The organism is Methylococcus sp. ANG (genome assembly GCF_040730495.1).
In the GTDB taxonomy this organism is placed as follows: Bacteria; Pseudomonadota; Gammaproteobacteria; order Methylococcales; family Methylococcaceae; genus Methylococcus.
Map to the genome: position 1 here is coordinate 112,888 of NZ_CP160399.1, position 19,040 is coordinate 131,927.

Sequence of the window (19,040 nt, forward strand, 5' to 3'; positions counted from 1 at the left end):
TGAAAAAGCCCGCTCACGAAGCGGGCTTTTTCATGGCCGGTTGTTAGCCCGTGTGGCGAGATGCCCGCCAGGCGAGGGGTTCTCCGGCCATGGCAGGAACCAGGCTTTCCGCTCCGAACGGCAGCGCGTCCGGAATCTGCCACGGCGTCCGGTGCAGGGTAAGGGTTCCGCGGTTCCTGGGGCGCCCGTAGAAATCGGCGCCGTTGTGGCTGGCGAACCGCTCGAGCATGTGCAGCGCGCCCGCCCGCTCGAACGCGATGGCGTAGAGCTCCATGGCCGTCAACGCCGTGTAGCAGCCGGCGCAGCCGCAGGCGCTCTCCTTTTGCGGCCTGGGGTGGGGGGCGCTGTCGGTGCCGAGGAAGAAGTGGGCGTCGCCGCTGGTCGCAGCCGCCACCAGCGCCCGCCGATGGGATTCGCGCTTGAGCACCGGCAGGCAGTAATGGTGGGGACGGATGCCGCCGGCCAGCAAGGCGTTGCGGTTGTACAGCAGATGGTGGGCCGTGATGGTGGCTCCGACGCGGGGACCGCGGCTCTGCACGAACTCCACGCCCTCCTTCGTCGTCACGTGTTCCAGGACGATGCGCAATTCCGGGAAGCCCCTGACCAGCGGTTCCAGAACCGATTCGATGAAACGCGCTTCCCGGTCGAAAATGTCGACTTCCGCGTCGGTGACTTCGCCGTGGATGAGCAGCGGTACGCCATGCCGTTCCAGGGCTTCGAGCGCCCGGTGGACCTTTTCGATACCGGTGACTCCGGCCTCGGAGTGGGTGGTGGCGCCGGCCGGGTAGAGCTTGAATCCGATGATCTCCGGCGTTTCGGCCGCGCGCCGGATCTCGTCGGCCGGCGTGGCATCCGTCAGATAAAGCGCCATCAGCGGCTCGAAGCGCGCATTTTCGGGCAGGGCCGCCAGGATGCGGCCACGGTATTCCAACGCGGCCGCCACCGTCGTCACCGGCGGTTTCAGGTTGGGCATGACGACCGCCCGGCCGAACTGACGGGCGCTATGGTCCACTATGTCCGCCATGGCCGCGCCGTCGCGCAGGTGCAGATGCCAGTCGTCGGGTGTCGCCAGCGTGATCGAGTCCATGCCGATTCCGGGGAGATGTGGTTCTCCGGGGATTATACCGGCCTCCCGCCGGTTTTCCTTCAGAACGCCAGCTTGACGCCGGCCCAGGCCGCCCTGGGCGAACCCGGCCCGACGAAGCGGTTGTTGGTGTAGTCAGGCCCCAGCACTTCCTGAGGATTGCCGTACATGCCGAACGTCTGGTACTGCGCGTCGAACAGGTTGTTGACGCGGAAGAACATCGAGAAGTGCTCGTCGTAACGGTACTCGCCGTGCAGCATTACGATGGTGTAGTCCTCCAGCGGCGCGGTCAGATTGGCTTCGTCGCCGCGCAGATACTGTCCGCTGTTGTAGATGATCTCGGTGCCGGCGGTGAGTCCTTCCATAATGGTCACGGAAGCGTTGAACTTCAGCATGTTCTGCGGGATGCCGGGGATGTGGTCTCCCTTTTGCACGTAGATCAGGCCGTCCTGGGCGTAGGGGTTGTTCGGGCTGTTTTCGACGAACGGCGTCTGGAAAGTGGCGTCGAGCAGTGTGTAGTTCAGCCCCAGCCGGAATCGTTCGAACTCGGCGTTGACGCCAAGCTCGAAGCCCCTGCGCAGGGTCTGGCCGACGTTGTCGAAATAGCCCTCGTTGTTGTACACGCCGCTGGCCGCGATGAAGAGGATGTCGTTGCTGTTTTCGGTCTGGAACAGCGTCGCGTTCCAGCTGATGTCGCCCTCTACCCCTCCTCCGAAATCGATGTCCGCAAATCCGCCGCGCGCGCCGATTTCGCCGGTGGTCGCGACCACCTGCTTGAGCGGTGGGTCGGACAGGAAGGCGTTGGGCAGCTTGCAGGGCCGGGCGGGATCGGCGCAACTGAGTTCGAGGGGCGTCGGAGCGCGGTTGGATTGGCTGAAGTTGCCGAAGAAGTTGAGTTCCGGCCGCCAGTTATAGGTGAGGCCGGCGGAAGGATTGATCCGGTCGTAGCTGTGATTGCCGTTCAACTCGGTGCCGATCTGGTCGACGAGTTCGATCTGGGTCAGGTTGTAGCGGCCCGACACGGTGAAAGTGAGTTCGTCCGTGAGCGAAAACGAGTCGCTCAGATAGATCCCGTAGTTGTAGACGCTGGTATGCAGCCGCACCCGCGGCTCTTCGAGGATGACGCCGCTCCCGAGAGTGCCGCGGCTGGGCAACAGTTCGGCGAGTTCGGTGTCGGCGCCGTAATCGACCTGTCCCTGGTTGTAGACGCCGCCAACGAGGAAGCGGTTGCCGTAACCGCCCAGCGTCTGGTTGAACGCAGCCTGCAGGCTGCCGCCGTAGTTGCGCTGGTTGGTCTGGGTGAAATTGTTGGTGGCGCCCTCGACCTTGGGGGTGGACACCACGGGGCGTCCGTATATGTCCAGTATGTCCAGTACTTCCTCGCCTTCCCCGCCGTCGTCGCACATGTAGGTGGGGTCGTCTTCACAGGGTTCGTAGTCCGAACCGTCGCCGTTGAAGGTGCTGATCAGGTTCTGGCGGAAGAAGGCGTTGCCGGACAGTTCGATGTCGTCGGTCAGCCAGTGGTTGCCGTCCAGCGAGGCCAGGAACAGGTTGGTCTTGGTCTGGTCCGGATAGGTGAAGACGGCGTTGGGCTGCTGGTTGTAGAGCTGGATCGGAACCGCGCCGTTGCCGACCATGTTGTCGTCGGTCGCCGCGAAGTTCATGTTGAGATTGGAGCGGTCGTCGTTCTTCCAGCTCAGGGTGGAGAACCACTGCATCACGCCGGTAGGAGAGTATTCGCGCCAGCCGTCCTCGTGGAAATTGCGGAAATGGAAATAGGCCCCGAATTCGCCGTTGTTCCAGCCGGTCTCGACCTCCTCCGAGTTGCGGCCCCAGGAGCCGCCGAACAGTTCGGCCCGGTAGCCCGGCGCCGTGAAACCGTTCTTGGTGCGGACGCTGATCGCGCCGCCCAGGGTGTTCTGGCCGAACACCGGGTTGGAGCCGGATTCCAGGCTCATCCTGTCGATGGCGCCTTCGGGGATGAGGTCCCAGTTCACCGTGTCGCCGAAGGGCTCGTTGAAGCGGATGCCGTTGACGTACACCGAAAGGCCCTGCGGCAACCCCAGCAAGGGTGAGGCGACGAAACCGCGGTACTGCACGTCCGGCTGGAACGGGTTGTTCTGGGCGTCGTTGACGTTGACGCTGCCGAAGAATCGGTTCATGTAGTCCGGCAGGGTGACGCTTTCCGCCTGGTCCAGCTCCTTGGCGTCGACGGTCTGGACACGGGACGGGAGCTTGTACTCCTCCACGCCCGAATCTCCGACCGGCGAGTCGGCGATGACCTTGACGGTCTCCAGCTGCACCGTCTTGTCCGCCGTTTTTTGGGATTCGGCGGTCTTGGCGGTTTCCTCCGCGGCGCCGGCGCATTGGGCGAAACTCAAGGCGGCGATGCCGCAAACGGTGATCTTGCGCATGTCGATGTCACTCTCAAAAAATCGCGCAATGATAGGGAATGGCCGCCCGATACCGATAGGGAAAAAAATCCCGCCGTTCGGAAGTCTTTCGGGTTTGACAAAACCACCCTGCGCCAAGAGACTGCCGCGACGTTTCGGAGCCCGATCGCGTCCCTTTGAATCAATCAATAAGGAGTAATGACAGCCATGCAGTATGCAGTCCTGGTTCTCATCCTGATCGCTCTGCTGATCGTGTTCATCTACAACGCCCTGGTGCGCCTCAGGGTGCAGTGCGACAACGCTTGGGCCGACGTCGACGTGCAGCTCAAGCGCCGCTACGACCTGATCCCGAACCTGGTGGAAACCGTCAAGGGATACGCAGCGCATGAGAAGGGCACGCTGGAGGCCGTCGTCGATGCGCGCAACCGGGCCATGTCGGTTCAGGGTGCCGCGGGGCGGGCCGAGGTGGAGGATGCCCTGAGCGGCGCGCTGCGGCAGCTCTTCGCATTGGCCGAACAGTATCCCCAGCTAAAGGCGGTCGAAAGTTTCAACCAGCTGCAGGGCACCCTTACCGAAATCGAAGACACGGTGCAGAACGCCAGGCGCTACTACAACGCCGCGGTGCGCGATCTCAACACCCGGATCGCCCAGTTCCCCTCCAATCTCATTGCGAACGGCTTCGGTTTCACCTCCCGCACTTTCTTCGAGCTCAGCGAAACCGCCCAGCGCGAGGCGCCGGCCGTGCGTTTCGATACCGGTGCCCGCTGAAGGGGGCGATGATGCGGTGGCCAGTCCTCTTGTTCGTCTGGCTGGTTTGCAGCTTTCAGGTCCAGGCACGGTCTCTGGTGATCCAGAGTTTCCACGCCGACATCGTGGTGGGAGCCGACGGTGGGCTGGACGTCACCGAAACCATCCGTCCTCGCTTCGAGGGCAGTTGGAACGGCATCTACCGCTCGATTCCAGTCGAGTACCGTACGCCGCAAGGGTTCAACTATCACCTGTTCCTCGACCTGCTCGGCGCGACCGATTCGCAGGGGGCGTCGTTGAAGGTGGAGGATGGCAGTGAACGCCATTACCGCAAGTTCAAGATCTGGATCCCGGGTGCGGAGGATGTCGCGAAGACTGTGATATTGCATTACCGGGTGCGCAACGGCCTCAAGTTTTTCGACGATCACGACGAGCTGTACTGGAACATCACCGGCGACGAATGGGAGGTTCCCATCGAAGCCGCCAGCGCCCGCATCGTGCTGCCGTCCGGCGCCGAAGGTGTCCGCACGCTGGCCTTCACCGGCAGCTACGGTTCGCGGGAAGAGGCCGCCGAGGTGCAGGTGCGCGGCCGCGAAATCGATTTCCGCATGCAGCGTCCCCTGGCTTTCCACGAGGGGCTGACCGCGGTCGTCGGCTGGAACAAAGGCGTGGTGCAGCGGCCTGCGGCCATGGCGCGGACCGCGGATTTCCTGCGCGCCAACTGGCCGTTGGGTCTGCCCCTGGTCGTGCTGGCCGCGATGTACCGGCACTGGTCCGTCCGCGGCCGCGACCCGCGCCTTCGCCCCATCGCCCCGCAATACCGCCCGCCGGAGGGACTGACGCCGGCCGAATTGGGAACCTTGATCGACAATTCCGCGGACATGCGGGACATCACCGCCACCCTGGTCGATCTCGCGGTCAAAGGCTATGTCCTGATCGAAAAAGAGGAAACCGACCGGCTGCTGGGCGTCTTCAAGGACACCGATTACCTGTTCCGGTCGCGCCAGCCGCCTTCCGCCTGGAGTGTGCTCCGTCCGCATGAGCGTGCGCTCCTGAGCGGTGTGTTTTCAGGAGGGAAGGAAAGCGTCCGGCTTTCCGAACTGGAGCGGAAGTTCCATGTCCATTTGCCCGGCATCCGCGACAAGATCTTCGACGCCCTGATGGCGCAGCGCTATTTCGCCGCCCGCCCCGACCGGGTGCGGAGGAACTACATGCTGGGCGCTCTGGTGCTCGGCGTGGTCTGGTTCTTCGGCGCGATTCTCGGCGCCAATTACGCCAGCCTGCACTGGGGCATGGCGCCCGGCACCCTGGTCCTGCCCGGTCTGGTTTCGGCGGCGATCGTCGCCCTTTTCGGATATTTCATGCCGGCCCGGACGCCGGCGGGGACGCGGGTGCTGGAAGCCGCGCTGGGATTCGAGGACTTTCTGGAAAAAGTGGAAGCCGACCGCATGGACCGGATGATCCGTACTCCCGAGACGTTCGAGAAGCTGCTTCCCTACGCCATGGCGCTGGGGCTGGAAAAACGCTGGGCGGCCGCTTTCGCCGGCATCTGCACCCAGCCGCCGGCATGGTATCGGGGCGGGAGCGCCATGGATTTCGATGCCGGCGGTTTCTCCCGCGATCTCGGCCGCATGTCCGCGCAGGCCGCGTCGGCCATGAGCTCGGCGCCGCGCAGCTCCGGCGGGTCAGGCTTCAGTGGGGGAAGTTCCGGCGGCGGTTTCGGCGGCGGGGGCGGCGGCGGATTTTAACCTAGCCTGCTGCGGGCGCTCCGCCGTCCGTGATATGTTTTCCCAATACAGAGAAGCCGTATCTGCCGGTTGTACCGGCATCCGTAATCGACCACCGAGGATTCCCAAGTCATGAATGACCGTAACGATTCGAGCGACGACCAAGGCCTGCGCCTGTCCATCTTAGGGATGCGCTGCGCAGGTTGCGTCGAGGCCGTCGAAACCGCATTGAAGGATGTGCCGGGAGTGGAGGCCGTCAGCGTCAACTTCGGCGATCATTCCGCGCTGGTGAAGGGCAAGGCCGATCCGGAAACCTTGAAGGCCGCGCTCAAGGAGGCGGGCTACGACGGCGCGGTGATGGAAGCCCTCGAAGACCCTTCGGTACAGGAGCGGGCCGAAGAGGAGCGCTACCGCGAACTGCTGAAAAAAGCCGCCTGGGCCGGCTCCCTCGGCGTGCCGCTGATGCTGGGCGCGCACCTGGACTGGTTTCCGATGATCGGGACGTCGGCCGGAACGACGTTCTGGACCCTCGTTTCGCTGCTCACGCTGGCGGTGCTGTATTGCTCCGGTGGGCATTTCTTCCGCGGCGCGGTCAAGTCGTTCCAGCATCGCCAGGCCAACATGGACACGCTGATCGCGCTGGGCACCGGCGCGGCTTGGTTCTATTCGACGGTGGCCATCGATTCCGCCGATCTGCTGCCGGCGCAAGGGCAGCACGCCTATTTCGAGGCGGCGGCGATCATCATCGCCTTCATCAATTTCGGCTCGGCGTTGGAGACGCGCGCCCGCGGCAAGACCTCATCCGCGATCCGCGCACTGATCGGCCTGCAGCCCCGTACCGCGCGGGTGATCCGCGATGGCCAGGAACTCGACGTGCCGATTTCCGAGGTCGGTCTGGACGAGGTCCTGAGGGTGCGGCCGGGCGAAAAGATTCCGGTGGACGGTACCCTGGTCGAGGGCCGGTCGACGGTCGACGAGTCCATGCTGACCGGCGAGCCGATTCCGGTGGAAAAAGGCGAGGGCGATACGGTGGTGGCGGGTACCCTGAACCAGTCCGGCACCTTCCTGTTCCGCGCCACCCGCATCGGCCGCGATACCGTCCTGGCCCAGATCATCGCCAGCGTGCGGCAGGCCCAGGCCACCAAGCCCGAGATCGCCCGTCTGGTGGACAAAGTCTCCGCGGTGTTCGTGCCGGCGGTGGTCGGTATCTCGGCCTTCACCTTCCTGGTCTGGTGGATCTTCGGGCCGGCGCCTTCGTTCGGCTATGCCTTCGTCACCGCGATGACGGTGCTGGTCATCGCCTGTCCCTGCGCTTTGGGGCTGGCGACGCCGATTTCGATCATGGTCGCGGTCGGGCGTGCCGCGCAGCACGGCATCCTCATCCGCCGCGGCGAGGCGTTGCAGAGCGCGGGCCGGCTCACCGCCGTGGTGCTGGACAAGACGGGGACGATCACCGAAGGCCGGCCCAGCGTGATGGGCATCGATACGGCCAAGGGCTGGTCGGAGAAACGCGTGCTGGGTCTGGCCGCGAGCCTCGAGGCAGGGTCCGAACATCCGCTCGCTTCGGCTGTGCTGCGCGCCGCGGAGGCGGGCGGGATAGCGACGTCTACGGTGGACGGTTTCGTCGCGGAGCCCGGTCACGGCGTCGCCGGGAGCGTCGACGGCGTTCGGTTGCTGCTCGGCAACGTGGTCATGCTGGAAAAGTACGGCGTGGATTTGCGGGCTTTCGAAACCCAACTGGCGAGCTGCTTCGAGGAGGCGCTGACGCCGCTCCTGCTTGCGGCCGACGGCCAGGTGGTCGGCCTGCTGCGGGTCGCCGACCCGATCAAGCCGGACGCCCGCGAGGCGGTGCAGCGCCTGAAGGAACTCGGCGTCCGGGTATTGATGGTGACCGGCGATCATGAAGCCACCGCCCAGGCGATCGGCCGCGCGGCCGGCATCGACGAGGTCCGCGCCCAGGTGTTGCCGCAGGACAAGGCGACGGTGGTGAAGGATCTCCAGTCGCGCGGCGAGATCGTCGGCATGGTCGGCGACGGCATCAACGATGCGCCGGCCCTTGCGCAAGCCGATGTGGGCTTCGCCATCGGCACCGGCACCGACATCGCGATCGAAAGCGGCGACGTCGTGATCATGGCGGGTTCGCCGCTGAAAGTCTCCGAAACCGTTCATTTGTCGCGGCTGACGGTGCGCAACATCAAGCAGAATCTGCTGGGGGCGTTCATTTACAACACCCTGAGCATACCGGTCGCGGCGGGTATCCTGTACCCGTTCGCCGGCGTGCTGCTGAACCCGATGATCGCAGGTGCCGCCATGGCACTTTCTTCGGTCACCGTGGTGACCAACGCCAATCGTTTGCGCTGGCTATGAATCGGCGGAAAAAAGCCTATCCTTTTCCGCTGCGGTCGAGATAACCCAAAACAAGGAGGAGCGTATGACGGAATTCGCACGGCCCATGGTTTCGCTGGGTTTCACCGCGGAGCTTTTTCCGCCCGGCACCCATATGTGCTACCTCTACAACGACGAACAGGAACGCCTGGAAATCATGTCCGCGTTCGTGCGCAGCGGTATCGAAGCCGGGGAAAAGATCGCGTATTTCGTCGAGGAGATGAGCCCTCAGGCGCTGCGCGACTACTTCGCGGACCTTGGCATCGTGCCCGCGGAAGAAGCGCAGTTGGACATCGATCCGTCCGTCGAGGTGTATTGCCCGGATGGCCGCTTCTCGCCCGACAGGATGTTGGGCCGCCTACGTTCGGCCTATGAGGACGGTATCAGGGACGGGTTCGGCGGTGTCCGGCTGACCGGTGAAATGCATTGGGCGCTGCGGGGGCTGCCGGGTTCGGAGCGGCTGGCCGAATACGAGTCCCGCATCAACCTCCTGGTGGTCGATTGCCCGCTCACCGTGATCTGCCAGTACGACGCCAATCACTTCGACGGCGCCACCCTGTTCAAGGTGCTCAACGCCCATCCCATGATGATCGTGCGGGGACAGGTCGTCCACAATCCGTACTATCTCCCTCCCCAGGAATATTTCGCCCGTTATCCGGCGCCAAATGCCTGAGCGATGACCCGGCTGGAGTTGGAGGCGACCGTCCTCGGGCGCCTCCTCGTGATTCAGGAAACGCTGGACATACTCCCCGATCCGGCTGGCATCGGGGAGTTTCTGGATGCCGCTTTGGCCGAGGTGCCCGGGGTGGCGGGCGCCCATCTTTGCGTCGACGGCAAGCTGGTGCCGGCTTCTCCCGACCTCGCCCCCCTTTGCGCCGGCATGGAACCGAATCATGCGCGGATTGCGGCCGGCCCCATGGGTGAAGGCCAGCGGCTTTTCGTCTACCCCTTGCGGATCGCGTCCCGCTTCTACGGCGTACTGCTGCTGCGTCTGTCGGACCCGGCGGAGTTCCGGAATTACCGGGACTTCCTGGGCAATATCGCCAACGTGGTGGCACGGACGCTGGAGAATCGCGCGTTCGTGGCGGAACTGGCCCGTTCCAACCGCCTGCTCGAACAGCGTGTGGACGAGCGTACCCGCGCGTTGTCCGAGAAGACCGTCGAGCTTCAGCGCGAATGCGAAATCCGCCGCGCCATCCAGGACGATCTGGCCGAGAGCGAGGAGAAGTTCCGCCAGATCAGCACGGCGGCGCTGGACGCCATCGCGATCATCGACGGCCGCGGCCGGGTGACTTATTGGAACCCGGCGGCGGAGGCCATGTTCGGCTACTCGAGCGATGAAATCGTCGGACGCGATCTCCACGAAGTGCTGGCGCCGGAACGCTACCTCGGGCCTTACCGCGCGGGAATCGCCGAGTTCCGGCGGAGCGGCACGGGCGCGGCGATCGGCCTGACGCGGGAAATGTACGCGATGCGCAAGGATGGCAGTGAATTTCCAATCGAGCTTTCGGTATCTTCGGTGAAGATCCGCGGAGAATGGACTGCCATCGGCGTCATCCGGGACATCACCGAGCGGAAACATGCGGATGCCCTCAAGGCCAGGCTGGCCGCCATCGTGGAGTCGTCGGAGGACGCCATCCTGGCCAAGACCCTCGACGGCATCATCACGAGCTGGAACGCCGCCGCCGAGAGGATGTTCGGTTACCGTGCCGAGGAAATCATCGGCCAGCCCGTCACCCGTTTGGCGCCCCCGGAGCTGCACGGCGAGATCCGCCGGTGCCTGGCGGAAGTCGCCGACGGCAGGGCCGTGCGGAATCTCGAGACCCGGCGCATGACCAGGAGCGGAGAGCCAATCGACGTTTCGCTGACGATTTCCCCGGTGCGCGGCGAAGAGGGGAAGGTCGTGGGAGCTTCCGCGATCGGACGCGACATCACCGAATTCAGGCGATCGGAACAAGCGTTGCGGCGGCTCAACCGGGTCCTCAAGACCGTCACCGGTTGCGACAGCATCCTGGTCCGGGCGCGGAGCGAAGCCGAACTGCTCGGCGAGATGTGCCGCGTCATCGCCGACGCCGGCGGGTATGGCAAGGCTTGGGTGGGCGTGCTTCCAGAGGGTCCGAACGCACATGTGCCGCCTGAGGTCTATCACAGCGAAACGCCGGGAATCGCGGACTTCGTTTCACGGCTGCGGGAGCGCGAAGTGTTCGATTCCATCTTGCGCAGCGTGGGCCATTCCGGTGTCAGGCGGGTGTTGCGGGAGGTTGACGAAGCGTCGCCGCTGTTCCCTTTGCGGCACTGTGCCATCGAGCAAGGCTGCGATGCCTTCGCGCTGATTCCGATACGGAATGGCTCGGATGTCGCCGGCATGCTGGGGCTCTGTGCGGAGACTCTAGAAGCCTTCGATGGCGACGAAATGGCGCTGCTGGAAAAGCTGGCGGGGGATATGGCGTACGGCATCGCTCATCTGCGGGATCAGGCCGAACGCCTGAAGAATGCCGATCGGATCACGCGAAGCCTGGAGCAGACGATTCAAGCCGTCGCCACCACCCTTGAAATGCGGGACTCCTATACCGCTGGCCACCAGCGGCGGGTGGCCGATCTCGCCGCGGCCATCGCGAAAAAACTGAATTTGTCCGAAGACGAGGTGCACGGCATCCGGCTGGCCGGCATGGTCCACGATCTCGGCAAGATTCGCATCCCCGCCGAAATCCTGACCAAGCCGGGCCGGCTGACCCCCTTGGAATTCGATTTCATCAAAACCCACTCCCAGGTCGGATACGACATACTCAAGGACGTCGCGTTCCCCTGGCCGATCGCAGACATGGTCCTGCAGCACCATGAGAAGCTGGACGGGTCGGGGTATCCGCAAGGACTCGCCGGTGACGCCATCCTCCTCGGCGCGAAGATCATCGCGGTCGCGGACGTCATGGAGGCCATGTCGTCACATCGCCCCTACCGGCCTGGTCTCGGCAACGAAGCGGCGCTGGCGGAACTGGAGGCGCGCCGCGGAAGCTGGTATGACGCGCGGGTCGTCGATGCCTGCACGGCCCTTTTCCGGGACGAAGGCTACCCGCTGCAGTGACGCCCCTTGCGGATAGGCGAGAGGCACGGCTTGAGATGTCGGAAGCGGTAAGCCGGAGCCAGGTGTCGATCGGGGAGCGCACGGAATCATGCCTCACCTGAGCGGGAGGCGGTGCGCGCTGCCAGGGCCCGACGTGAAATGGTAAGATGCGAGCCGCTACTGCACGACCCACGCCTCGGTGGTGAAACTGGTAGACACAAGAGACTTAAAATCTCTCGGCTGCAAGGCCATGCCGGTTCGATTCCGGCCCGAGGCACCAGGAAAATCAATTCCTTAAAACTTCTCGCGCGCTACTTTGATCTGCTCCGATCTCGGGAGCGTCCACAAACTGTCCACGCACACCCGAAAGCGGGTTGAAACGGACCGCTTGTTCCAGGTGATCCGGCGAGAGGTAAGCGTACCGCCTTGTCATCGCCAGTCCATGCCGGACAGCGCGGAATACATCTCTCGCGAGATGTATGGCAGCGGGTACGGAGTCTCGGGATGTTGACTTGACTGCTTTCTTCGTCCGTCATAGCCGGGAGCGGCTTTCGCAATCGCAGGTGGAGCAGTGCGTAGGCCGTCTGGAATGCCAGCGGTTGGCGATCTCGAAGAGGACGGATGTGGAGCATGTGGCTTACTTGAACCGGAAGTTCGGGAGGCTGTACAAGGAGGATCGTTGACAACGCTGGTTGTCATCCCAGGATTTGCGCGAAGCGGAACGCTTGGCGCGGTCACATGAGCAGGAGATTCGGAATGCTTGGCACAGACATTTCGCCGGTTGAGGTTTCCGGCGTTTCAAAGCACGGCTTTTGGCTACTCCTTGACGACGAGGAGGAGCTGTTCGTGGCGTTCGCAGATTTTCCGTGGTTTTCCAAGGCGCCGGTGGAGCAGTTGTTTCATGTCGAGCGGCCGCAGCCGCACCACCTTTACTGGCCGGATTTGGACGTTGATTTGCACGTGGATTCGATCCGCCATCCGGAGCGGTTTCCTTTGGTTTCGGGGGTTGGGTCTTGACCAAGTGTCTTTTACGAATGAAGCGAAGGTAATCCGATGAACTACAGCATCGAACAGGAGCAGGAATCGGACGGCCGCTGGATCGCAGAGGTTCCCGAGTTGCCGGGAGTCATGGCCTATGGGTTGAGCTGGGAAGAGGCGACAGTCAAGGCGGAAGTCCTGGCGCTTAGGGTGATCGCGGAGCGCCTGGAGAATAACGAGAGCCAGCCGGTTTCAATCAATATTTCGGTGCCGAACGCGGCATGACGCAATGGCCGTCAAAGAAGGCGAAACAAATTCTCGCTGCACTGCTTCGGTCCGGGTGGAGGATCAAGCGGCAAAACAGGGTCGCACAAGACGTTAGAGCACAACGATTTTCCGGACTACGTCTTTGCGTTTCATGACGCGGACGACATTGGACCGCGCATGCTGGCACGGATCGCGAAGCATACGGGACTGGAGCCGGAGGACCTTTAGCCTGCGTAGCATCGCTAACGCTATGATTCGTGAACACTTAAAGAAACGCCTGGCCAAAGACCGGCCGATGACTTCGATCACGTTGCGAATTCCGGTGGACATGGTGGAGTCTTTGAAGGAGATCGCGCCGCGGAAGGGCTTTTCCGGCTCCAGTCCAGCGTCCCGACTCCGAGCAAGACCGTGAGCCGAAGCCGTCATCCCCAATCCGGACCCGCCGCATTCTCTGACCTGCACGGTGGTTGAATGGTTGCCGGTGTCTACCCGCCCGGAGGCGGTGCAAAGCCTCCTCGATACCTAGGAGTCTGTCGGACTATGGATTTACTCGGGTCGGGATTCTTGGAATCGAGAATTTTTCGGGGGCATTGGCGGGGTAGTCACCAGCGTTTCGCGTCGATAACTAGACCAAGATGTGCCCCGCCTCCCCCATGGCGGCGCTATTGGTGTGTAACGCTTGGTTTTTACGTGAAGCCTGTCACGCTGCCGCCAACACGTGCATCCGCCTCAGATTGAACGCCATCGCCACCAGCTTCCATTCTCCGGCCACTGCCTCCAAGCCGCGCAGAGAGAACTGGCGGAATCCCAAGACCTGTTTGATGATGCCGAACACCGGCTCCACCGTGGATTTGCGCTTGGCGTAGCGGGCCTTCCCTGCCTTCGTTTTGAGTTTCCAGGCCATCTTCTCCACGGGATCGGTGGTTTCCGGTTCCGGGGCATCCGGAGCCAGGCGTTCCGCCAGCGGCACGTGATGGCTGTCCCGTCCCATCGCGATCAGCGGTTCGATCTGCTGTTCGCAGCAGGCGTGCACGTTGCCGGCGCTGAAGTAGCCCGTGTCGGCCAGCAGGGCTTCGGGCTTCCCCCAGGCTTCCGGCAGCTTCTCGATCTCGGCCAGCATCGGTTCGACCTGCTGCTTGTCGTTGGTCTGCTGACTGACGGTGGTGGCGACGATCAACATCGTCTCCACATCCACCGCAGCCTGGCTGTTATAGCCCTGGAGGAAACCCGCGTGGCTCGGCATGATGCGGGATTCCTCGTCGGTCAGATTGATCTGGTCGCTGGCCTTCGGCCCGGTTTCCGGCGGCTTCGGCTCCTGCCCACGTGGCTTCTTGCCCGCCTGCCGCTGGCCTTCGCGACGGGCTACCTTGGCTTCATAGTCCTGCTGCGCCCGGGCATCGCGCTCCGCGACCCGCTCCACGATCTTGGCCTTCGCCTCCGCCAGGGCCTTCAGCCGATCCTGCCGCCGCGCCAACTCCTCTGGCAGGTCGATGCCGTCCGGCTCCTCCGCCCCGTCGGCCTCCGCCGCCTTCTGCAACAAGGCCTGCACCTCCTCCCGCAACTGCGCTTCCAACTTCTCGATGTGGCCATGAGACAAGGCCTTGTGCTTGGAGGCGTTGGCCTTAATCTTGGTCCCGTCCAGGGAAATCTGCCCGAGCCTCACCAGCTTCATCGCCTGCGCCAGGCTCAAGACCTGAACGAACAGGTCCTCCAGCTCCCCCAGAAAGGTCTTGCGAAAGTGGGCCAGGGTGTCATGATCGGGATGGGTTTCCGCCGACAGAAAGCGGAAGGCCACCGAATCGTAGGTGGCCCGCTCAATCTTGCGGCTGGAGAACACCCCGGTGGCATAACCATAAACCAGCAGGGCCAGTAGTACCGACGGATGGTGCGCCGCCGACCCGCGCCCCGAGTAGCGGCTCGTCAGTCGACTTAAATCCAGCTGATCGATGACCTCGACGAGGAACCGTGCCAGGTGGTTGGCTGGCAGCCATTCGTCAACCGAGGGCGGTAGCAGATACTGCTGGTGGCGATTGACGGGGATGAAGCGGCTCATCGGGTCTCACCTTGTCGCGATCTATCCGGAATAGGCCGCTATGTTAACGGAAACAGCGGACTTCCGCCCCTCCAATCCGGTTCGAACCAGAACCGGAAAGTCCGACAGACTCCTAGTGTCTAATTGCATTATTAAGCGACTGTAATATCATGTCTCCGTTACCCACAGGAACGGAGGGAAGGATGGCGCGAGTTGCCATATCGGTGAGTTGTACGGACCAAGACCGGCGTGAGTTGGAGCGTTTGAGCAATAGCCGCACCGAGGAGGCTCGTCTGGTCGAGCGCGCCAAGATTGTCATGGGCTGTCTGGCGGGCAAGCGCAATGACGAAATTGCTGCTGAACTCGGTATCCGGCCCGGCACGGTCGGTGTCTGGCGCAGGCGCTTTGCGGCTGAAGGATTGAAAGGGCTGGGTGATCGAAAAAGACCGGGCAAGCCTCCGCGGTACCCGCCGTCCGAGTTGCGCAATCGATTGCTTGCGCAGATTGAACAGCCGCCGCCGGCCGGACAGGCGACGTGGGATGGCGGGTCGTTGTCGAAAGCCTTGGGGGTTTCCGATGATGCCGTCTGGCGTCTGTTGCGCAAAGAAGGCATCCAACTCCAGCGGCATCGCTCGTGGTGCGTCAGCACGGACCCTCAGTTTGCCATCAAGTCGGCCGACATTATCGGGCTGTACCTGAATCCGCCGCAAAATGCGTTGGTCATTTCCGTTGATGAAAAGCCTTCCATTCAGGCGCTGGAAAGGGCCAGCGGTTTCGTCTTTACCAGCAGCGGCAAGCTGGTTCGTGGATTGAAAAGCACCTATAAGCGCCATGGCACGATCAATCTTTTTGCGGCCTTGAATGTGGCGACCGGTACCATTCAGTCCAAAACCACCACGACCAAGAAGCGTCCTGACTTTCAGGCCTTTCTCGATGAGGTGGTCGCCGATGTTCCGGCTGATCGGGAAATTCATGTGATTCTCGACAACTATTGCACTCACAAGAAGAACGATGACTGGTTGGCCGCCCATCCCAACGTGCACTTTCACTTCACGCCCACTTCAGCCAGTTGGTTGAACCAAGTGGAAATCTGGTTTGGCATCATGACCCGCAAGGCCTTACGTGGGGCCAGTTTCAACAGCATCGACCAACTGGCGCAGGCGATCAACGATTTCATCGCCGCCTACAACGACAAGGCCGCCCCATTCGTCTGGCGCAAGCGGGAAGTCAAAGGCTCCCAGCTGCGCAATACTATCGCTAATTTACGCAATTAAACACTAGACACATCAGCGCCTGCACGATGGCTGGCGGCTTTTTTGTGATGTGATGCGGGAAAACTCTCTGCATTTCCATCGCCCAGGCGCCGAGCGTGGCTAAATGCCCGAGCGGTTTCAAGTCGTACACCGCCGCCAGGCTCATCGAGTTGCGGGAAGCGCACAAGGCGGAGCGCCTATTGGAGCGGCTGCGCTTTGCGAAGAAGGTACACAAGCCTGATCGGGAACATCGGTTCTGTGGTCGGCATGGATTGATGGTGCTGAACGGTACGGGGCGCTGGAGCACCCTGGGATGCGTTCCCACGCTGGAGCGTGGGAACGATCCAACCGCCAAGGTAGGTGAGGCGTTATCCCTACGGGTTTGGCATATGGGTGAGGAACCATTCCAGCAGCCGGATCAGGCCCACCACCGCGCCGACCGAGCCGACCACCCAGAGCGTCTGGCGATGGATGGCCTGTGTCAGTCGTACCTCGACCTCCTTGATCTCCTTCTGCAGCTTCGCCTCGACTTGCTTGATCTCCATCTGCAATCGTGACTCGACCTCCCTGATCTCTATCTGCAATCTTGCTTCGACCTCCTTGATCTCCTTCTGCAGCCGCAATTCGGTCTCGCGCACCTGTCCCTGGGTCGCCACGTCCTTCAACTGGGGATAGCGGTCCTCCAGATGCTCGAAGGCTTCCGCGATCAGTTTGGCGCGCGTCTTATCCTCGCCCGCCTCGGTCAGTTGTTCGTAAAGTCTTAGCGCTACGCTCATGGTCGTGCCAGGGAATTCGGAAGCCGCAGTTTAGCATGGGCCCGGTAACCCGCTGAACGGCCGAGGCGCCCGGACAAGGGGATGGGGAGTTGAGAGGAAACGTCTGACATCGCGGGCGGGCGTTTCGTCGGGAAAATGAACAAGGTGGCGGTGATTCTTACGTCAAATGGGTTTGTGCTTGACGCTTGAATACAATGGCTTTTCGGATTACGTTCTTATGCTCCATGATTGATGGCATTGGGCCGTGCCTTGCGACGCATAGAGGACTGATCAAAAAATGTTTTTTCTCTCGCCGGGCGCCGTATTGGCCGGCGCCGCAACGGCTTCGCCGTCTGGAGTCCTGAGAAGACATGAACGACAGCTTCACCCCAGAATCCCATCGCTGCGGATGTCCGCAGTTGCCGGGAGTCGAGACCGCCTCGGCGCTGAGGCGCCTGGGGCAGGATCGGGGACTCTATTTGGACAGCCTGCGCGCCTTCGCCGACGTCCACCAGGACACGCCGGAGCGCCTCCGCCGGCTTGGCCTCGATCCGGACGCCGAAGCCCTGCGTCTCCTGGCTCATACCCTGAAGGGCGAGGCCGGGAACCTCGGCATCACCGCGGTCCGGACCGCGGCCGGCCAACTGGATGCCGCGCTCCGGGCGTGTTCCGAGCCGGAGATCGCAGCCTCGGCCGAAATGTTGGCGGATGCTGTGGCCCGGAGCGTCCGGGAACTCCAGGCCAGCCTTCCACCTCAGGCGGCTGCGGTGGCCGGGCCCCGGAGCGCCGCTGCCGGCGCGCCCGCTCTCGCCGCCGTTCTCGCGGCGCTGGAAGGCCAATTGGCCGACCGCAGTCTCCGTGCGAACGACACGCTGGACCGGCTGGAAGCGCTGCTTGCCGGCCCCGAACATCGGCCATTCCTCGCCGGCCTGCGCGCCCTCATGGTCCGGCTTCGATTCGCGGAAGCCTTGCAGAGCCTCCGTGCGGAAGCGGCGCTCCGGGTCTGGCCGAGGGAGGGCGCGCCGTGAGCCGACACCGGCCGACCCTGCTCATCGTCGATGATTCGCCTTCCAACATCCGCTTGCTGGGCGGCGCATTGGGCGACGATTACGAAGTTCGGTTCGCCACTTCGGGCGACGAGGCTCTGCGGCTCGCCGGCCGGCTTTCCCCCGACCTCGTCCTGCTCGACGTCGTCATGCCGGCGATGGACGGTTATCAGGTGTGCAGACGACTCAAGGCCGATCCGGCCACCCGCGACATCCCCATCATTTTCATTACTTCGGCCTGCGGCGAAGAGAACGAGGTGCACGGCTTCGAAGCGGGTGCCGCCGACTACATCAGCAAGCCGATCAACATCCCCGTCCTCCGCACCCGCATCCGTAACCAGCTCGCACTCCACAGGGCGTTCGCCGAATTGCGGCTGGCTGCCAGCGTGTTTCTCAACACGATGGAAGGCATCCTCGTGGCCGATGCCGACAGGATCATCATCAAGGTGAACGAGGCTTTCTGCGGCATGACCGGTTACCGGCCCGACGACCTCCTGGGGCTGAGCATGACCATGCTGCAGTCCGACCGGCACGAGGCTTACTTCTACGATGACATGTGGGACGCGGTGCGGCGCAACGGCCACTGGGCCGGTGAAATCTGGAGCCGCATGAAGAACGGGGAGAGCCATCCCCAGTTGCTCAACCTTTCGCGGGTCGAGAATGCCGGAGGGGGGATCAGCCACTTCGTCGCCCTTCATTCCGACATCCGCTTCCTGCTGGACCAGGCTCGCCAGCTCGAACGCCTCGCCTATCACGACGCACTGACCGGCCTGCCCAACCGCCGCCTGCTGATGGACCGTCTGCAGCACGCTATTGCCCTGAGTCTGCAGCATCGGACGCCGCTGGCGGTCGCGGTGCTGGACCTGGACGGCTTCAAGCCGGTGAACGACCGTCTGGGCCACCATGCCGGTGACGCCGTCCTGGCACGGATCGCCGAGCGGCTGAGCGGAGTATTGCGGATGAGCGACACCGTCGGGCGGTTCGGCGGCGATGAATTCGTCCTGATCCTGCCGGACTTGGAGATTGCGAGCGACATCGAAACCGTGTTCGCCAGAATCCTGGAGGCCATTGCCGAGCCCCTGTCTCTCTTTGAGGAAGACATCGTCGTTACCGCCAGCATCGGCGTGGCGTTTTGTCCGGCCGATGGATCGGAGCCGGAATTGCTGCTGCGGCGGGCGGACCGGGCGATGTACCGTGCCAAGGCAGCGGGCAGGCATCGCTACAGGATTTTCGATGTCGGGTGGGACGGCACCGTGTATTGACGGCTTTTTCACTTGCTACCCGGGAGTCCGCAGCCGAAAATGCCTGCTTT

General features: G+C 63.0%; 14 protein-coding genes and 1 tRNA gene. 11 read left to right on the plus strand and 4 right to left on the minus strand.

All coding sequences use genetic code 11. The features are described 5' to 3' along the window. Positions 1 to 43: 43 nt before the first annotated feature. Together pyrC and ABZN20_RS00555 are read right to left on the minus strand one after the other, a co-directional pair. Positions 44 to 1,087 carry a dihydroorotase gene (gene pyrC, locus ABZN20_RS00550; RefSeq protein ID WP_218806215.1) on the minus strand — a complete coding sequence of 348 codons (1,044 nt, stop codon included), beginning with the start codon at positions 1,085 to 1,087 and terminating at the stop codon, positions 44 to 46. Between the two features lie 59 nt (positions 1,088 to 1,146). Beyond that, positions 1,147 to 3,498, minus strand: a complete 2,352-nt coding sequence (locus ABZN20_RS00555) for a TonB-dependent receptor (protein ID WP_367026439.1) — start codon at positions 3,496 to 3,498, stop codon at positions 1,147 to 1,149. Between the two features lie 186 nt (positions 3,499 to 3,684). On the opposite strand from ABZN20_RS00555, the gene ABZN20_RS00560 reads away from it, so the two are divergent. From ABZN20_RS00560 to ABZN20_RS00595, 8 genes are all read left to right on the plus strand, one after another. Then, positions 3,685 to 4,245 carry a LemA family protein gene (locus ABZN20_RS00560; RefSeq protein ID WP_367026440.1) on the plus strand — a complete coding sequence of 187 codons (561 nt, stop codon included), beginning with the start codon at positions 3,685 to 3,687 and terminating at the stop codon, positions 4,243 to 4,245. 8 nt (positions 4,246 to 4,253) lie between these two features. Continuing rightward, entirely contained in the window at positions 4,254 to 5,972 is a 1,719-nt protein-coding gene (locus ABZN20_RS00565) for a DUF2207 domain-containing protein (RefSeq protein ID WP_367026441.1), read from the plus strand. Positions 5,973 to 6,083: 111 nt separating this feature from the next. Beyond that, positions 6,084 to 8,318 (plus strand): heavy metal translocating P-type ATPase, encoded by a 2,235-nt coding sequence (locus tag ABZN20_RS00570; protein WP_367026442.1) that lies wholly within the window; start codon positions 6,084 to 6,086, stop codon positions 8,316 to 8,318. A 64-nt stretch (positions 8,319 to 8,382) separates the two neighbouring features. Then, positions 8,383 to 9,009 carry an MEDS domain-containing protein gene (locus ABZN20_RS00575; protein WP_367026443.1) on the plus strand — a complete coding sequence of 209 codons (627 nt, stop codon included), beginning with the start codon at positions 8,383 to 8,385 and terminating at the stop codon, positions 9,007 to 9,009. A gap of 3 nt (positions 9,010 to 9,012) precedes the next feature. Then, positions 9,013 to 11,418 (plus strand): PAS domain S-box protein, encoded by a 2,406-nt coding sequence (locus tag ABZN20_RS00580; RefSeq protein WP_367026444.1) that lies wholly within the window; start codon positions 9,013 to 9,015, stop codon positions 11,416 to 11,418. A gap of 172 nt (positions 11,419 to 11,590) precedes the next feature. Then, positions 11,591 to 11,677 (plus strand) — tRNA-Leu (locus tag ABZN20_RS00585). A gap of 476 nt (positions 11,678 to 12,153) precedes the next feature. Beyond that, entirely contained in the window at positions 12,154 to 12,414 is a 261-nt protein-coding gene (locus ABZN20_RS00590; protein ID WP_367026445.1) for a DUF2442 domain-containing protein, read from the plus strand. Positions 12,415 to 12,450: 36 nt separating this feature from the next. Next, a complete protein-coding gene (locus ABZN20_RS00595) occupies positions 12,451 to 12,660 on the plus strand; it encodes a type II toxin-antitoxin system HicB family antitoxin (RefSeq protein WP_218806224.1) in 210 nt (69 codons plus the stop codon). Positions 12,661 to 13,342: 682 nt separating this feature from the next. Here ABZN20_RS00595 and ABZN20_RS00600 read toward each other — a convergent pair. Next, positions 13,343 to 14,695: an IS1182 family transposase gene (locus ABZN20_RS00600; protein ID WP_218806980.1), complete on the minus strand. Its 1,353-nt coding sequence runs from the start codon at positions 14,693 to 14,695 to the stop codon at positions 13,343 to 13,345. Positions 14,696 to 14,877: 182 nt separating this feature from the next. On the opposite strand from ABZN20_RS00600, the gene ABZN20_RS00605 reads away from it, so the two are divergent. After that, positions 14,878 to 15,948 (plus strand): IS630 family transposase, encoded by a 1,071-nt coding sequence (locus ABZN20_RS00605; protein WP_367026407.1) that lies wholly within the window; start codon positions 14,878 to 14,880, stop codon positions 15,946 to 15,948. A gap of 353 nt (positions 15,949 to 16,301) precedes the next feature. On the opposite strand, the gene ABZN20_RS00610 is transcribed toward ABZN20_RS00605, so the two are convergent. Next, positions 16,302 to 16,703, minus strand: coding sequence for a hypothetical protein (locus tag ABZN20_RS00610; RefSeq protein ID WP_367026446.1), 402 nt, complete (start codon positions 16,701 to 16,703; stop codon positions 16,302 to 16,304). Between the two features lie 350 nt (positions 16,704 to 17,053). Here ABZN20_RS00610 and ABZN20_RS00615 point away from each other — a divergent pair, with 350 nt between their 5' ends. Continuing rightward, positions 17,054 to 17,710 carry an Hpt domain-containing protein gene (locus tag ABZN20_RS00615; RefSeq protein ID WP_367026447.1) on the plus strand — a complete coding sequence of 219 codons (657 nt, stop codon included), beginning with the start codon at positions 17,054 to 17,056 and terminating at the stop codon, positions 17,708 to 17,710. Next, positions 17,707 to 18,990, plus strand: coding sequence for a diguanylate cyclase domain-containing protein (locus ABZN20_RS00620; RefSeq protein ID WP_367026448.1), 1,284 nt, complete (start codon positions 17,707 to 17,709; stop codon positions 18,988 to 18,990). Before ABZN20_RS00615 ends, ABZN20_RS00620 begins: the two co-directional genes overlap by 4 nt. The last annotated feature ends 50 nt before the right edge of the window (positions 18,991 to 19,040 follow it).

What these genes read in the sequence shown, in the direction of transcription:
- pyrC (WP_218806215.1), bottom strand. Translation starts at nt 1,087, where the DNA reads ATGGACTCGATCACGCTGGCGACACCCGACGACTGGCATCTGCACCTG.
- ABZN20_RS00555 (WP_367026439.1), bottom strand. Translation starts at nt 3,498, where the DNA reads ATGCGCAAGATCACCGTTTGCGGCATCGCCGCCTTGAGTTTCGCCCAA.
- ABZN20_RS00560 (WP_367026440.1), top strand. Translation starts at nt 3,685, where the DNA reads ATGCAGTATGCAGTCCTGGTTCTCATCCTGATCGCTCTGCTGATCGTG.
- ABZN20_RS00565 (WP_367026441.1), top strand. Translation starts at nt 4,254, where the DNA reads ATGATGCGGTGGCCAGTCCTCTTGTTCGTCTGGCTGGTTTGCAGCTTT.
- ABZN20_RS00570 (WP_367026442.1), top strand. Translation starts at nt 6,084, where the DNA reads ATGAATGACCGTAACGATTCGAGCGACGACCAAGGCCTGCGCCTGTCC.
- ABZN20_RS00575 (WP_367026443.1), top strand. Translation starts at nt 8,383, where the DNA reads ATGACGGAATTCGCACGGCCCATGGTTTCGCTGGGTTTCACCGCGGAG.
- ABZN20_RS00580 (WP_367026444.1), top strand. Translation starts at nt 9,013, where the DNA reads ATGACCCGGCTGGAGTTGGAGGCGACCGTCCTCGGGCGCCTCCTCGTG.
- ABZN20_RS00590 (WP_367026445.1), top strand. Translation starts at nt 12,154, where the DNA reads ATGCTTGGCACAGACATTTCGCCGGTTGAGGTTTCCGGCGTTTCAAAG.
- ABZN20_RS00595 (WP_218806224.1), top strand. Translation starts at nt 12,451, where the DNA reads ATGAACTACAGCATCGAACAGGAGCAGGAATCGGACGGCCGCTGGATC.
- ABZN20_RS00600 (WP_218806980.1), bottom strand. Translation starts at nt 14,695, where the DNA reads ATGAGCCGCTTCATCCCCGTCAATCGCCACCAGCAGTATCTGCTACCG.
- ABZN20_RS00605 (WP_367026407.1), top strand. Translation starts at nt 14,878, where the DNA reads ATGGCGCGAGTTGCCATATCGGTGAGTTGTACGGACCAAGACCGGCGT.
- ABZN20_RS00610 (WP_367026446.1), bottom strand. Translation starts at nt 16,703, where the DNA reads ATGAGCGTAGCGCTAAGACTTTACGAACAACTGACCGAGGCGGGCGAG.
- ABZN20_RS00615 (WP_367026447.1), top strand. Translation starts at nt 17,054, where the DNA reads ATGAACGACAGCTTCACCCCAGAATCCCATCGCTGCGGATGTCCGCAG.